The sequence below is a fragment of the Kocuria salina genome, from assembly GCF_013368965.1.
GTDB classification, from domain to species: domain Bacteria; phylum Actinomycetota; class Actinomycetes; order Actinomycetales; family Micrococcaceae; genus Kocuria; species Kocuria rosea.
The window spans coordinates 134,433-147,619 of the sequence record NZ_SSSF01000007.1 but is presented as its reverse complement, the minus strand read 5'-3'; the positions used below and the strand labels follow the sequence as shown (position 1 = coordinate 147,619).

Annotated in this window: 13 protein-coding genes; 4 read left to right on the top strand and 9 right to left on the bottom strand. The window is 72.1% G+C overall.

What is annotated here, in order from left to right; all coding sequences use genetic code 11:
* Positions 1 to 16: 16 nt before the first annotated feature.
* Positions 17 to 1,144: a mannose-1-phosphate guanylyltransferase gene (locus E7Z53_RS14285; RefSeq protein ID WP_017832185.1), complete on the bottom strand. Its 1,128-nt coding sequence runs from the start codon at positions 1,142 to 1,144 to the stop codon at positions 17 to 19.
* Positions 1,145 to 1,368: 224 nt separating this feature from the next.
* Here E7Z53_RS14285 and sdhC point away from each other — a divergent pair, with 224 nt between their 5' ends.
* From sdhC to E7Z53_RS14265, 4 genes are all read left to right on the top strand, one after another.
* Positions 1,369 to 1,749 carry a succinate dehydrogenase, cytochrome b556 subunit gene (gene sdhC / locus E7Z53_RS14280; protein ID WP_017832184.1) on the top strand — a complete coding sequence of 127 codons (381 nt, stop codon included), beginning with the start codon at positions 1,369 to 1,371 and terminating at the stop codon, positions 1,747 to 1,749.
* Positions 1,750 to 1,754: 5 nt separating this feature from the next.
* A complete protein-coding gene (locus E7Z53_RS14275) occupies positions 1,755 to 2,243 on the top strand; it encodes a succinate dehydrogenase hydrophobic membrane anchor subunit (protein ID WP_017832183.1) in 489 nt (162 codons plus the stop codon).
* A gap of 108 nt (positions 2,244 to 2,351) precedes the next feature.
* Positions 2,352 to 4,103, top strand: coding sequence for a succinate dehydrogenase flavoprotein subunit (gene sdhA, locus E7Z53_RS14270; RefSeq protein ID WP_017832182.1), 1,752 nt, complete (start codon positions 2,352 to 2,354; stop codon positions 4,101 to 4,103).
* The gene (locus E7Z53_RS14265; protein WP_017832181.1) at positions 4,103 to 5,074 is read left to right on the top strand and encodes a succinate dehydrogenase iron-sulfur subunit; all 972 of its coding nucleotides are present in this window, start codon (positions 4,103 to 4,105) and stop codon (positions 5,072 to 5,074) included. Before sdhA ends, E7Z53_RS14265 begins: the two co-directional genes overlap by 1 nt.
* Positions 5,075 to 5,150: 76 nt before the next feature.
* On the opposite strand, the gene E7Z53_RS14260 is transcribed toward E7Z53_RS14265, so the two are convergent.
* From E7Z53_RS14260 to E7Z53_RS14225, 8 genes are all read right to left on the bottom strand, one after another.
* Positions 5,151 to 6,257 carry a YihY/virulence factor BrkB family protein gene (locus E7Z53_RS14260; RefSeq protein WP_017832180.1) on the bottom strand — a complete coding sequence of 369 codons (1,107 nt, stop codon included), beginning with the start codon at positions 6,255 to 6,257 and terminating at the stop codon, positions 5,151 to 5,153.
* An 11-nt stretch (positions 6,258 to 6,268) separates the two neighbouring features.
* Positions 6,269 to 6,832 (bottom strand): 2'-5' RNA ligase family protein, encoded by a 564-nt coding sequence (locus E7Z53_RS14255; RefSeq protein ID WP_017832179.1) that lies wholly within the window; start codon positions 6,830 to 6,832, stop codon positions 6,269 to 6,271.
* A 28-nt stretch (positions 6,833 to 6,860) separates the two neighbouring features.
* Positions 6,861 to 7,925 carry a tryptophan--tRNA ligase gene (gene trpS, locus E7Z53_RS14250; protein ID WP_017832178.1) on the bottom strand — a complete coding sequence of 355 codons (1,065 nt, stop codon included), beginning with the start codon at positions 7,923 to 7,925 and terminating at the stop codon, positions 6,861 to 6,863.
* A 57-nt stretch (positions 7,926 to 7,982) separates the two neighbouring features.
* On the bottom strand, positions 7,983 to 8,819 hold the full coding sequence (locus tag E7Z53_RS14245; protein ID WP_017832177.1) for an exodeoxyribonuclease III: 837 nt from the start codon (positions 8,817 to 8,819) through the stop codon (positions 7,983 to 7,985).
* A gap of 75 nt (positions 8,820 to 8,894) precedes the next feature.
* On the bottom strand, positions 8,895 to 9,422 hold the full coding sequence (locus E7Z53_RS14240) for a hypothetical protein (RefSeq protein ID WP_031282329.1): 528 nt from the start codon (positions 9,420 to 9,422) through the stop codon (positions 8,895 to 8,897).
* A 126-nt stretch (positions 9,423 to 9,548) separates the two neighbouring features.
* Positions 9,549 to 10,436 (bottom strand): bifunctional methylenetetrahydrofolate dehydrogenase/methenyltetrahydrofolate cyclohydrolase, encoded by an 888-nt coding sequence (locus E7Z53_RS14235; protein WP_176338071.1) that lies wholly within the window; start codon positions 10,434 to 10,436, stop codon positions 9,549 to 9,551.
* A gap of 2 nt (positions 10,437 to 10,438) precedes the next feature.
* A complete protein-coding gene (glyA, locus tag E7Z53_RS14230; protein WP_017832174.1) occupies positions 10,439 to 11,725 on the bottom strand; it encodes a serine hydroxymethyltransferase in 1,287 nt (428 codons plus the stop codon).
* A gap of 34 nt (positions 11,726 to 11,759) precedes the next feature.
* Positions 11,760 to 12,986 carry a heparan-alpha-glucosaminide N-acetyltransferase domain-containing protein gene (locus E7Z53_RS14225; protein ID WP_176338017.1) on the bottom strand — a complete coding sequence of 409 codons (1,227 nt, stop codon included), beginning with the start codon at positions 12,984 to 12,986 and terminating at the stop codon, positions 11,760 to 11,762.
* Positions 12,987 to 13,187: the final 201 nt, after the last annotated feature.

The following is a 13,187-nucleotide window of genomic DNA, read 5'->3' as shown; positions in this document are numbered from 1 at the left end:
GCGCCGCCCCCGACGCTCACAGGACGTCCGTGTTGCCGCTCTGCTTGAGGGAGGCCACCGCGTCCTTGACGCGCTGGGCGTGCTCCCGGGTGGTCACCAGCAGCGCGTCGTGGGTGTCGACGACGACGATGTCCTCGACCCCGATCAGCGCGATCAGCCGGCCCGTGTCCGAGACGACGATGCCGCTGGAGCTGTCGGAGAGCACCCGGCTGTTGTCGCCGAGGACCGTGACGTCGGGGTCGGTCTCGGGGTCGACGTGGTTGAGCCGCCGGATCGCGGCGAAGTCCCCGACGTCGTCCCAGGTGAAGCTCGCCGGGACCATGGCCACGTCCCCGGCGGCCGCCGCGGGCTCGGCCACGGCGTAGTCGATCGCGATCTTGGGCAGCCCGGGCCACACCCGGTCCACCACCTCGTCCTGGGCGGGCGTGCCCCAGGCGTCGGCGATCTCGGTGAGCCCCGCGTGCAGCTCCGGCTGGCTCGCGGCGAGGTGGCGCAGCATCAGGGACGCGGGCGCCACGAACATCCCGGCGTTCCACGTGTAGTTGCCGCTCGCCACGTAGTGCCGGGCGGTGTCCTCGTCGGGCTTCTCGACGAACTCCTCGACCTGCAGGGCGTGGGGCGCGTCCGGCAGCCCGAGCTGGGCGCCGGCCCGGATGTAGCCGAAGCCGGTGGCCGGGGAGCTCGGCGGGATCCCGATCGTCACGATCCGCCCCGAGGCCGCCGCGGCCACGGCCTCCCGGACCACGTCCTGGAAGGCGCCGGCGGGCTCGATCACGTGGTCGGCCGCGAAGGACCCGATGATCGCCTCGGGGTCGCGGCGCTGGACGAGCATGCAGGCCAGGCCGATGGCCGCCGCCGAGTCCTTCGGGGACGGCTCGAGCACGAGGTCGCCGGTGGAGAGCTCCGGGAGCTGGCGGCAGACCGCGGCCGCGTGCGTGCGCCCGGTCACGACCATGACCGGGCCGTCGCCCAGGCCCGCGAGCCGGTCGTACGTGGCGCGGAGCAGGGAGGAGCCGGAGCCGGTGAGGTCGAGCAGGAACTTGGGGGCGTCGGCCCGGGAGAGGGGCCACAGCCGGGAGCCCACCCCTCCGGCAGGGATGAAGGGGTGGAAGTGCGCGAGTGGGGAGGTCACGGAGAACACCATACGACGTCGCCCGGGAGCCCGCGGAAAACGACGTGCGCGCGCGGCGGAACCCGTGCGCCCGTGCGGGACAGCCTGTCAGTAAACACCGGTCGTGCTGGTATCGTGGGAGGGAACTCGCGCATCATCCGACACAGAGCCGGAGGGCTCCGCTCACGTCGTGCGCAGTGCGAATTCCCGAACATTTCTAGAGCGCACGACGGCGAGCGACTCAGGGAGGTTTTTCAGTGGCGAAGACATCCAAGGGCACCCTGTACCGCGGCCAGGCTCATGGCCAGTGGTCCTGGGTGGCCCATCGCATCACCGGCGTGGCCATCTTCTTCTTTCTCTTGGTCCACGTCCTGGACACGGCGCTCGTGCGGGTCTCCCCCGAGGCCTACAACGCGGTCATGGCGACCTACAAGAACCCGGTCATGGGCCTGGGCGAGGCCGGCCTCGTGGCGGCCATCGTCTACCACGCCTTCAACGGCCTGCGCATCATCATGGTCGACTTCTGGTCCAGCGGCACCAAGTACCAGAAGCAGATGCTCTGGGGCGTCCTGGCCCTGTGGGTCGTCGTCATGATCCCCTTCCTCATCCGTCACCTGTCCCACGTCTTCGGGGGTTAATCACTATGAGCACTCCGCTCAAGGCAAGCATCTCGGTCCCCCGGAGCAAGGACCTCGAGGTCAACGGCATCAAGTACAACCGCTCCTCGTCCCGCCGCAACAACTTCGAGATGTTCGCGTGGCTGTTCATGCGCCTGTCCGGCGTGATCCTGCTGGTGCTCGTCTTCGTCCACCTCTGGGTCAACCTCGTGGGCCCGGAGGGCGGCGTGAACGCCGTCGACTTCGCGTTCGTGGCCGGCAAGTGGGCCAGCCCGTTCTGGCAGGTCTTCGACATGCTCCTGCTGTGGCTGGCGATGCTGCACGGCACGAACGGGCTGCGCGTGATCATCGACGATTACGCGGAGAAGGACCGGACCCGGTTCTGGCTGAAGGTCTTCCTCTTCACCACGTCCGCCTTCGTGATCCTGCTCGGCACCCTCGTCATCTTCACCTTCGAGCCCTGCCCGGCCGGCGCGGACCCCGCGCTGCTCGCGAGCTTCTGCACCGCGGGCTGATCCCTGCCGGAGACGGCCCGCCCCGCGGCGGGCCGTCTCCGCCGTCCGGTCACAGGCGACCGGGCCCCAGCACATCCGACGGAACACCCAACAGAAAGAACAACCGGTATGCAGGTTCACAAGTACGACGTGGTCATCATCGGCGCCGGTGGTGCCGGTATGCGCGCCGCCATCGAGGCCGGTCAGCGCTCCCGCACTGCCGTACTGACCAAGCTGTACCCCACGCGGTCCCACACCGGCGCGGCGCAGGGCGGCATGTGCGCGGCCCTCGCCAACGTCGAGGAGGACAACTGGGAGTGGCACACGTTCGACACCATCAAGGGCGGTGACTACCTGGTCGACCAGGACGCCGCCGAGGTGATGGCCAAGGAGGCCATCGACGCCGTCCTCGACCTCGAGAAGATGGGCCTGCCGTTCAACCGCACCCCCGAGGGCAAGATCGACCAGCGACGCTTCGGCGGCCACACCCGCGACCACGGCAAGGCCCCCGTGCGCCGCGCCTGCTACGCCGCGGACCGCACCGGCCACATGATCCTCCAGACGCTGTACCAGAACTGCATCAAGCACAACGTGGAGTTCTTCAACGAGTACTACGTCCTGGACCTGATCATGACCGAGGTCGACGGCCAGCGCCGCGTCGCCGGCGTCGTCTCCTACGACCTCGCTTCCGGGGAGCTGCACGTCTTCCAGGCCAAGTCCGTGGTCTTCGCCTCCGGCGGGGCGGGCAAGGTCTACAAGACGACCTCCAACGCCCACACGCTCACCGGCGACGGCATGGCCATCGCGTTCCGCAACGGCCTGCCCCTCGAGGACATGGAGTTCATCCAGTTCCACCCCACCGGCCTGGCCGGGCTGGGCATCCTCGTCTCCGAGGCCGCCCGCGGCGAGGGCGGGATCCTGCGCAACGCCGACGGCGAGCGGTTCATGGAGCGCTACGCCCCGACCATCAAGGACCTCGCCCCTCGCGACATCGTGGCCCGCTCCATGGCCAACGAGGTGCGCGAGGGCCGCGGCGCCGGGCCGAACAAGGACTACGTCCTGCTCGACCTCACCCACCTGGAGCCGGCGCACATCGACGCGAAGCTGCCCGACATCACGGAGTTCGCCCGCACGTACCTGGGCGTGGAGCCCTACACCGAGCCCGTCCCGGTGTTCCCGACCTGCCACTACGCCATGGGCGGCATCCCGACCAACATCAAGGCCGAGGTGCTCCAGGACAACGAGAACGTGGTCCCGGGCCTGTACGCCGCCGGCGAGGTCGCCTGTGTGTCCGTGCACGGCTCCAACCGCCTGGGCACCAACTCGCTGCTGGACATCAACGTGTTCGGCAAGCGCGCCGGCATCTACGCCGCCGAGTACGCGCAGCGGGCCGAGTTCGTGCCCGTGCCGGACACCGCCCTGGACAGCACCGTGGCGCTGCTCGACAACGCCCGCAACGGCACCGGCACCGAGAAGGTCGCCGCGATCCGCAAGGACCTGCAGGACACCATGGACCTCAACGTCCAGGTGTTCCGCACCGCCGACACCCTGCAGACGGCGCTGGACGACATCGCCGCCCTCGAGGCCCGGTACGCGAACATCTCCATCCAGGACAAGGGCAAGCGCTTCAACCTGGACCTGCTGGAGGCCGTGGAGCTCGGCTTCCTCCTGCAGCTCGCGAAGGTCATGACCGTGGCCGCCCTGCACCGCACCGAGTCCCGCGGCGGGCACTTCCGGGAGGACTTCCCGGAGCGCGACGACGCCAACTTCATGAAGCACTCGATGGTCTACCTCGACCCCTCCTCCCCCACCGCGGGGATCCGGCAGGAGACGAAGCCCGTCATCTTCACCCGCTACGAGCCCATGGAGCGTAAGTACTGATGTCTACCGCACACACTCCCGACCGGCCCGAGGACGGCCGCGACGACGACCCCCAGGACCGCGCCCCCGAGCACGGCCACGCCCCGGGCCACGCCCAGGACGACCGTGCCGGCTACAAGACCGACGCGGACGCCGGGTCGGTCGACGAGCGCGACGAGGCCGCGGCCCCGGCCGTGGACCCCGCCGCCGAGAACGCCGAGGGCGGGGAGCCCGCCGCGCGCGTGGACCTGCCCGAGGAGCAGCAGGGCAGCGACGAGATCCCGACCTTCGACCTCACCCTGCAGATCCGCCGCTACAACCCGGAGGTCTCCGACGAGGTCCGCTGGGACGAGTACAAGCTGACCATGTACGGCACCGACCGCGTGCTGGACGCCCTGCACAAGGTGAAGTGGGAGATCGACGGCTCGCTGTCCTTCCGCCGCTCCTGCGCGCACGGCGTGTGCGGCTCGGACGCCATGCGCATCAACGGCCAGAACCGCCTCGCCTGCAAGGTGCTGCTCAAGGACCTCGACCTGTCCAAGCCCGTCACGGTGGAGCCCATCAAGGGCCTGCCGTGCGAGAAGGACCTGATCGTGGACATGGAGCCGTTCTTCCAGTCCTACCGCGAGATCATGCCGTTCCTCGTGGCCGGCGGCAACGAGCCGACCATGGAGCGCTACCAGTCCCAGGAGGACCGGGCGCGCTTCGACGACACCACCAAGTGCATCCTGTGCGCCGCGTGCACGTCGTCCTGCCCCGTGTTCTGGACCGACGGCCAGTACTTCGGTCCGGCGGCGATCGTCAACGCGCACCGGTTCATCTTCGACTCCCGCGACGACGCGGGGGACCTGCGCCTGGAGATCCTCAACGACAAGGAGGGCGTGTGGCGCTGCCGCACGACCTTCAACTGCACCGAGGCGTGCCCGCGCGGCATCCAGGTCACGAAGGCCATCGCCGAGGTCAAGAACGCCATCCTGAGCCGCTCCATGTGAGCGTGCCCCCGGACCGCCGCGGCCCGTTCCCTGCACGGCAGGGGGCGGGCCGCCGTCGTCCGTGCGCGGCGGCGGCTCAGCGGCGCCCGGTCAGGGTGGCCATGGGCACCACGGTGATCGCCACGTTCTCGCCGTCGGGGTGCACCCGCCCGCCGCGCTGGTCCGCGTGCACGATCGCCCCGATCGCGGCCGAGAACAGCAGGATCTGGTTGAACAGGTAGAACCACAGGAGCACGCCCACCACGAGGGCGACCGAGAGCAGGTACGGGTTGGTGGTGGCCCCGGCGACCACCGTGCCCCCGATGTAGCGCAGCGCGAAGCTGCCGGCCGCCGCGGCGAGCACGGTGACGGTCAGGGCGCGGCGGGTGATCCGCAGCCCGGCCACGCCCCGCACGAGCTCGAGGGCGAACAGGGCGTCCAGCACGACGACGAGCAGGGTGCTCAGCGCCCAGGTCAGCCCGGTGCGCAGCCAGTCGGGGCCGCTGCCCCAGCCGAGCTCGCCGGCGGTGTCCAGCAGGAAGCCCAGGAGGCCCGAGGCCGCGCCGTTGGCCACGACCGAGAGGGCGAGCAGCACGCCCAGCAGCAGCAGCCCCAGCAGGTCCCGCGGCACGGCCGCGATGGGCAGGCCCTGCGCGGGGGGCACCTCGAAGAGCCGGCGGAACGCGAGCCGCACCCCGGAGACCCAGCGCCAGCCGGAGAAGAACAGGACCGCGGCGCCGATCACCGTGGCCAGGGTGAAGGGCCGGGTGTCCTCGAGCAGCTCGAGGGGGACCACTCCCCCGTCCCCGGTGTCCAGCAGGCCGGGGACGCGCTCGGTCACGGCCTCCACCACGGCGTCGCGCACCAGGGGGTCGTTGCCGAGGAACACGCCGATCACGGAGAAGCCCATCACCAGCAGGGCGGTGGACGCGAAGATCAGCACGAAGGACAGGCCCGCCGCCATGAGGGGCCCGCCGTGGAAGAGGTAGTGCAGGACCACGCGGACCGGCATCCGCCGGTAGGTCTCGGCGAGCGCCACGGCGAGCACCGAGCCGGCCAGCCCTAGGGCGCCGGCGCCGGCGGCCCGCTTCTCGCGCAGTAGCGCCCGCTGGCGCAGGGCCTCGCGCCGCATGCCGTGGCGGTCGATCGCGCGCGGCGGCAGCTCGGGGGCGGGGCCGGTGCGGGGGCCGGCGCGGGTGCTCATGGCCGGGCGGCTCAGCGCCGGTCGCGGTCGCGCCCCGTGAAGGGGAACTCCTCGCGGATCCGCCAGACGCCCCGGCCGTCGAGCTCGTAGAGACCGATCCGGTCCACGAGGAACCCGGCGCGGTAGGTCCGCAGCATCTCCTGGGCGCGGTCGAGGTCCTCCTCCTCCACGGCCTGGGCGATCGTGACGTGGGGGTGGAACTCGAAGGGGGACGCCGAGACGAGCTGCTCCTCGTGCAGGGCGTCGTGCAGCGCGCGGCACTGCTCCTCGCCCTCCTGGATGCGCAGGTAGACCACCGGGCTCACGGGGCGGAACGTGCCGGTGCCGTTGATCTCCACCCGGAACGGCTCCCACTCGCGGGCCACGGCCCCGACCCGCTGCACGACGTCCGCCCAGCGCTCCGCCTGCGGGGCGATCATCAGCGTGATGTGCGCCGGCACGGCGTAGGAGGCGGGGTCCCCGAAGGACGCGCGCCAGTCCTGGAGCTCCCGGCCCACGGGCTCGGGCAGCTCGATCACCACGCCCGCGTACACCTGGCCGGGGCGGATGGTGGGGGACTGCTGCGTTCGGGTCAACTCAACTCCTCACAGGACGGGACCCAGCCTAGCCCAGCCCCCCGGACCCGCCCAGGCGCGGCAGGAAGCCCATCCGGTCGTAGACCCCCGCCAGGGTCCGGACGGTGATCTCGCGGCCCTTCTCGGCGCCCCGGGCGAGGAGGCGGTCCAGCTCCGCGGGGTCGTCCAGCAGCTCCTGGGCGCGGGCCTGGATCGGGTCCAGGGTCTCGGTGACCACCTCGGCCAGCCCCACCTTGAGGTGGCCGTAGAGCTTCCCCTCGTACTCCGCCACGAGGTCGGCCACGGGCCGGCCGGTGAGCGCCGAGTACACGGTCAGCAGGTTGGCGATGCCCGGCTTGGCCTCGCGGTCGAAGCGGATCTCCGTGCCGTCGTCGGTGACCGCGGACTTGATCTTCTTCGCGTTCTTCTTGGCCGGGTCGAGCAGCCGGATCAGCCCGCTCTCGGACGCGGCGGACTTGGACATCTTGGCGGTGGGGTTCTGCAGGTCGTAGACCTTGGCGGACTCGGCGAGGATCTTCGCGTCCGGCACCACGAACGTGTCCCCGAAGCGGGTGTTGAAGCGCTGGGCGAGGTTGCGGGTCAGCTCGAGGTGCTGGCGCTGGTCCTCCCCCACCGGGACCTGGTGCGCCTGGTAGATCAGGATGTCGGCGGCCATGAGCACCGGGTAGGCGAACAGGCCGACCGTGGCGTTCTCGGCGCCCTGCCGGGCGGACTTGTCCTTGAACTGCGTCATCCGGGACGCCTCGCCGAAGCCCGTGATGCAGTTGAGCGCCCAGGCCAGCTGGGCGTGCTCGGGCACGTGGGACTGCACCAGCAGGGTGGAGCGCTCGGGGTCGATGCCCGCGGCGATGTACTGGGCCGCCGTGACACGGGTCCGCTGGGCCAGGGCGGCCGGGTCCTGCTCGGCGGTGATGGCGTGCAGGTCGGCCACGAAGAACACGCACTCGTTGTCGTCCTGCAGGTCCACCCAGTTGCGCACGGCCCCCACGTAGTTGCCCAGGTGCAGGGAGTCCGCCGAGGGCTGCACCCCCGAGACGACACGGGGTCTGCCGGAGGCGGTGGGGACGTCGAACGGTACGGGCTCAGGGGTCACGGTGCGGGGTCCTTCGATCGGGCGGGCGCCGGCGGGGGCGCGGAGCGGGCGAACGGGTCAGAGCTGGTAGTCGACCACCACGGGCGCGTGGTCGGAGAAGCGCGTGTCGTAGCTGGGGGCGCGGTCCACGGCGGCGGTCACCGCCCGGGCCGCGAGCCCCGGGGTGGCCATGTGGTAGTCGATGCGCCACCCGGCGTCGGTATCGAAGGCCTTGCCGCGGTACGACCACCACGTGTACGGCCCGGGGACCGGTCCGGCCAGCTCCCGGGCGACGTCCTTGTACCCGTGCTCGCCGAAGAAGCGGTCGAAGTAGGCGCGCTCCTCGGGCAGGAAGCCGGCGTTCTTGACGTTGCCCTTCCAGTTCTTGATGTCGAGCTCGGTGTGCCCCACGTTGAGGTCGCCGACGACGAGCACGTGCTCCCGCGTGCGGGCGAGCTCGGGCAGCCGCTCGCTCATGACGTCGAGGAAGCGGTACTTGTCGTCCTGGCGGGGGGTGCCGACCTCCCCGGAGTGGACGTAGGCCGAGACCACGGTGAGCGTGGTGCCGTCGGCCAGGTCGTGGTCCGTCTCGACCCACCGGCCCGCGGTCTCGAAGTGCTCGTGGCCGATGGAGTCGCGCCGCCGCACGGGCAGCAGGGACCCGTCCCGGGCGTCCCGGCGGGTGGCCACGGCCACGCCCGCCCGGCCCTTGTCGGCGGCCTCGGCGTGGTGGACGTCCCACACCTGCTCGTCGAGCAGGTCCCGGACGATCCGGTCGGGGGCCCGGACCTCCTGCAGGCACAGGATGTCGACGTCACGGCCCGCCAGCCAGTCGGCCATGCCGCGCTTGTAGGCGGCGCGGATGCCGTTGACGTTGACGGTGGCGACGCGCAGGACGTTCTCGGGGCGGGACATGCGGGGGCACCTGGCTTCCGGGTGGTGGTGAGCGGGGGTCGTGCTGCGGGGGTTCGTGCCGCGGGGCGGTCGGGGTCAGTCGACCACGGTGCCGCTGAGGGGCTCCTGGCGCAGCATGCTCATCCCGTTGCCGGCCGTGATGTCGATGGTGTCGAGGGCGCGGTCCAGCGCCTCGCGCTCGGGGCCCTCGACGGGCAGCGCGGCGAGCTCCTGCTTGATCACCTTGGACTGGACCAGGACGATCTGGAAGCTGTGGGAGAGCTTCTCGTCCCGCATGGAGCCGGCGGCGGCGGACCCGGTGACGGTGGGGGCGCGGCCGGAGCCGGTGCGCAGCTGCTCCCGGGCCTCGTCGACCTGCCGGCGGCCGAAGCGGGCGGCCTTGCGGACCATGAGCACCACCCAGGTGGCGAGCAGCAGCCAGCCGAGGGCGATGCCGGCGAGCGCCCAGCCCAGCCACGAGTTGGCGTTCGCGGCCTGCAGCAGCGCCACCACGAAGATCACCACGAGCACGGCCAGTCCGATCACCGTGCCCCACAGGGCGGTGCGGGAGGCGGGCTCGGCGGCCGGGGCGGTGGACGGGGTCGGGGATCCGAGGGAGCGCATGGTCCCCATTGTCTCAAATCCCGGCCCGGGCCACGAACCGGCGCGGGCGCCGTCCCCGCCCCGCGCCGGGGACGGCCGCGCCCCCGGGAGCGAGGGCTCCCGGGGGCGCGGCGCGGTGGACGGCGCTCAGCGGAGGCCGGCGTGCCGCTCCGCGGTCTCCACCACGTTGAGCAGCAGCATGGCCCGGGTCATGGGCCCCACCCCGCCGGGGTTGGGGGAGATCCAGGAGGCCTTCTGCGCGGCGGCCGGGTCGATGTCCCCGGTGAGCCTCTTCTTCCCGGTCCCGGGGTCCTCCACGCGGGAGACCCCGACGTCGAGGAGCACCACGCCGTCCTTGAGGCTGTCGGCCGTGATCATGTGCGGCCGCCCGGCGGCGGCCACGACGACGTCGGCCTGGGCCAGCAGCGCGTCGAGGTCCTGCGTGCCGGTGTGGGCGAGGGTGACCGTGGCGTTGATCTCCTTGCGGGTCAGCAGCAGCCCGATCGGCCGTCCGACGGTCACGCCGCGGCCCACGACGAGCACGTGCCGGCCCGCGAGCTCGACGTCGTTGCGGCGCAGCAGCTCGATCACCCCGTTCGGCGTGCACGGCAGCGGGGAGGTCATCGGCTCGGAGACGTTGAGCACGAGGCGGCCGAGGTTGGTCGGGTGCAGCCCGTCGGCGTCCTTGTCCGGGTCGATGCGCTCGAGGATCGCGTTGGTGTCGATGTGCCCGGGCAGCGGCAGCTGGACGATGTAGCCGGTGCACGCGGGGTCCGCGTTGAGCTCGTCGAGGACGCGCTCGAGCTCCTCCTGGGAGACGTCCGCGGGCAGGTCGCGGCGGATCGAGGAGATGCCGACCTCGGCGCAGTCCTTGTGCTTGCCGCCCACGTAGGAGTGCGAGGCGGGGTCCTCGCCCACCAGCACCGTGCCGAGGCCGGGGGTGACCCCCCGCTCCGCCAGCACGGCCACGCGCTCGGCGAGCTCGGTCCTGATGGCGGCGGAGGCCGCCCGTCCGTCGAGGATCCGTACGCCCACGCTCACCACTCCTCGAGGCCGTCGTAGAGCGGGAAGTCCGCGGCCAGCCGGTCCACGCGGGCCCGCAGGGCGTCGATGTCGGCCCCGGGCTTCAGGGCGGTGGCGATGATCTCGGCGACCTCCTCGAACTGCGGTGCGCCGAAGCCGCGCGTGGCCAGCGCGGGGGTGCCGATCCGCAGCCCGGAGGTGACCATCGGCGGGCGCGGGTCCCACGGCACGGCGTTGCGGTTGACGGTGATCCCCGCCCGGTGCAGGAGGTCCTCGGCCTGCTTGCCGTCCAGCTCGGAGTCGCGCAGGTCCACCAGCACCAGGTGCACGTCGGTGCCGCCGGTCAGCACGGACACCCCGGCCCGGGCGACGTCGTCGGCCCCGAGGCGCTCGGCGAGGATCCGGGCGCCCTCGACGGTGCGCTCCTGGCGGGCGCGGAACTCCTCGGTGGCCGCGATCTTGAAGGCCACGGCCTTGCCCGCGATGGCGTGCATGAGCGGGCCGCCCTGCTGGCCCGGGAAGACGGCGGAGTCGATCTTCTTCTTGAGCTCGCCCGTGGTGAGGATCACGCCGGAGCGGGGTCCGGCGAGGGTCTTGTGCACGGTCGAGGTGACCACGTGGGCGTGCGGCACGGGGTTGGCGTGCAGGCCCGCGGCCACGAGGCCGGCGAAGTGGGCCATGTCCACCCACAGCTTCGCCCCGACCTCGTCGGCGACCGCGCGGAACGCCTCGAAGTCCAGCTCCCGCGAGTACGCGGACCAGCCGGCCACGATGACCTGCGGGCGCTCGGCGAGGGCCTGCTCCCGGACCCTGTCCATGTCGATCGTGTAGGTGTCGGGGTCGACCTCGTAGGCCGCGATCTCGTAGAGCTTGCCGGAGACGTTGAGCTTCATCCCGTGGGTGAGGTGGCCGCCGTGGGCCAGGGAGAGGCCCATCAGCTTGTCGCCGGGGGTCATGAGCGCCTGCATGACGGCCGTGTTGGCCTGGGCGCCCGAGTGCGGCTGCACGTTGGCGTGCTCGGCGCCGAACAGGGCCGTGGCCCGGTCCCGGGCCAGGTTCTCGACGACGTCGACGAACTCGCAGCCGCCGTAGTAGCGGCGCCCGGGATAGCCCTCGGCGTACTTGTTCGTCAGCACCGAGCCCTGGGCCTCGAGGACCGCCCGGGGCGCGAAGTTCTCGGAGGCGATCATCTCGAGGGTGCCGCGCTGGCGGCCGAGCTCGTCGGCGATCGCCGCCGCGATCTCCGGATCGACCTCGGCGAGGGGCTGGTTGGTGACGGACGGGGACGTGCTCGTGGACATGCCGCTCCTGAAGTCGGGGACCTGGGTGGACCGTCTACGAGTTTAGGCGATGGCGGAGCACCCGGTCCCGTCCGGCGTGGGCGGCCCGGCCGACGACCCGCTCGAGGGGTCCCTGGCCCCGGGCGCGGTGCCACAGGACGGCGAACACGGTGCCCACCAGGACGTGCACGAGGAACCACAGCACCGGCTGCTCGTAGTGCAGCTCCAGGAAGAGCCCGAGCAGGTGCGCCGAGTACAGGGTGAGCGTCATCGAGCCGGCCGCGACCAGCGGCAGCAGCACGTGCCCGGCCCGGCGGGCCACGAGGAGGCACAGGCCGAGCACGAGGGCGCCGGTGCCCACCCCGCTCAGCAGGGCGAGCGGGGTGTTGGTGTGCGGCCCGGTCACGGCCAGCCACCACCAGGTGGCGGAGGGCAGGACGGGGTCCGGCCCGTACACGAGGACGTCCTGGACGTCCCCCCGGTCCAGGGAGGGGCTCGCGGCGAGCAGCCGCTCGATGCCGCCGAGGGGGTGCAGCAGCAACCAGGAGGTGACGGCGGAGAACACCGCTAGCGCGGCCCCGCCGATCGCGAGGCCGGCCTGCGTGCGCACGGCCGAGAGGTCCAGCCGGCCCAGGGCCAGGCCTGCGAGGAGGTAGACGAGGTACGTCACCCCGGGGTACGAACCGGTCACGAGCAGCTGGGCGAGGGTGGTGCCCGGCTCGGTGACGAGCTCGGCGAGGCCGGGGTTGTAGACGGTGAACCCGGGCAGCACGGGGCCGAGCGAGTGCACCAGCACGGGACCGAGCACGGCGAGCCCCGCCGCCCAGGCGAGCAGGGCGCGCACGGACAGGTGCAGGAAGGGCAGGGCGAGCAGGAAGAACACGCCGTAGTAGACCAGGATGTTGTAGGCGGGCGGGTCGCCGGGCGAGAGCTGGTTGATCAGCAGCCCCAGCGCGGTGATGAGCACCGCGCGCACGAGCAGGCCGGCCCGGTCGGCGGTCGCCCGCCGGCCCTCGTGCACCCGGGTCCCGCCCGAGCCGAGGGCCAGGCCCACGCCGGCGAGGAGGGCGAAGAGGGCGGCGGCCCGGCCCGAGAACAGCGTCCACTGGGCGGTGGCCTCGAAGGTCTCCGGGTCCCAGGACGGCAGGATGTGCACGGAGACCATGCCGAGCAGGGCGAGGCCGCGGGCCGCGTCGATCCCGACCAGGCGCCGGCGGGCGGGCGGGTCCGCGGACGGCGCCGCGGCCCGGGCCTGTCCGGCGGGGTGGCGGGTGTGCAGCATGGCGGTGGTTCCCCTCTCGTGGTGCCCCGCGGGCACCTGCCCGGGGGTCCGGGCCTCCGGGCCCGGTAGTGGATCCACTCCAGCAGACGGGGATGTGGCGCTCTTATCGGGTTCCTGTGCCGGGGCTGTGAAGTGCGTCCGCAAACGATCCGCAGGTGATCGGGGGCCGGTGCGGCGCTACGCTGAGGACGGTCCGAGGAC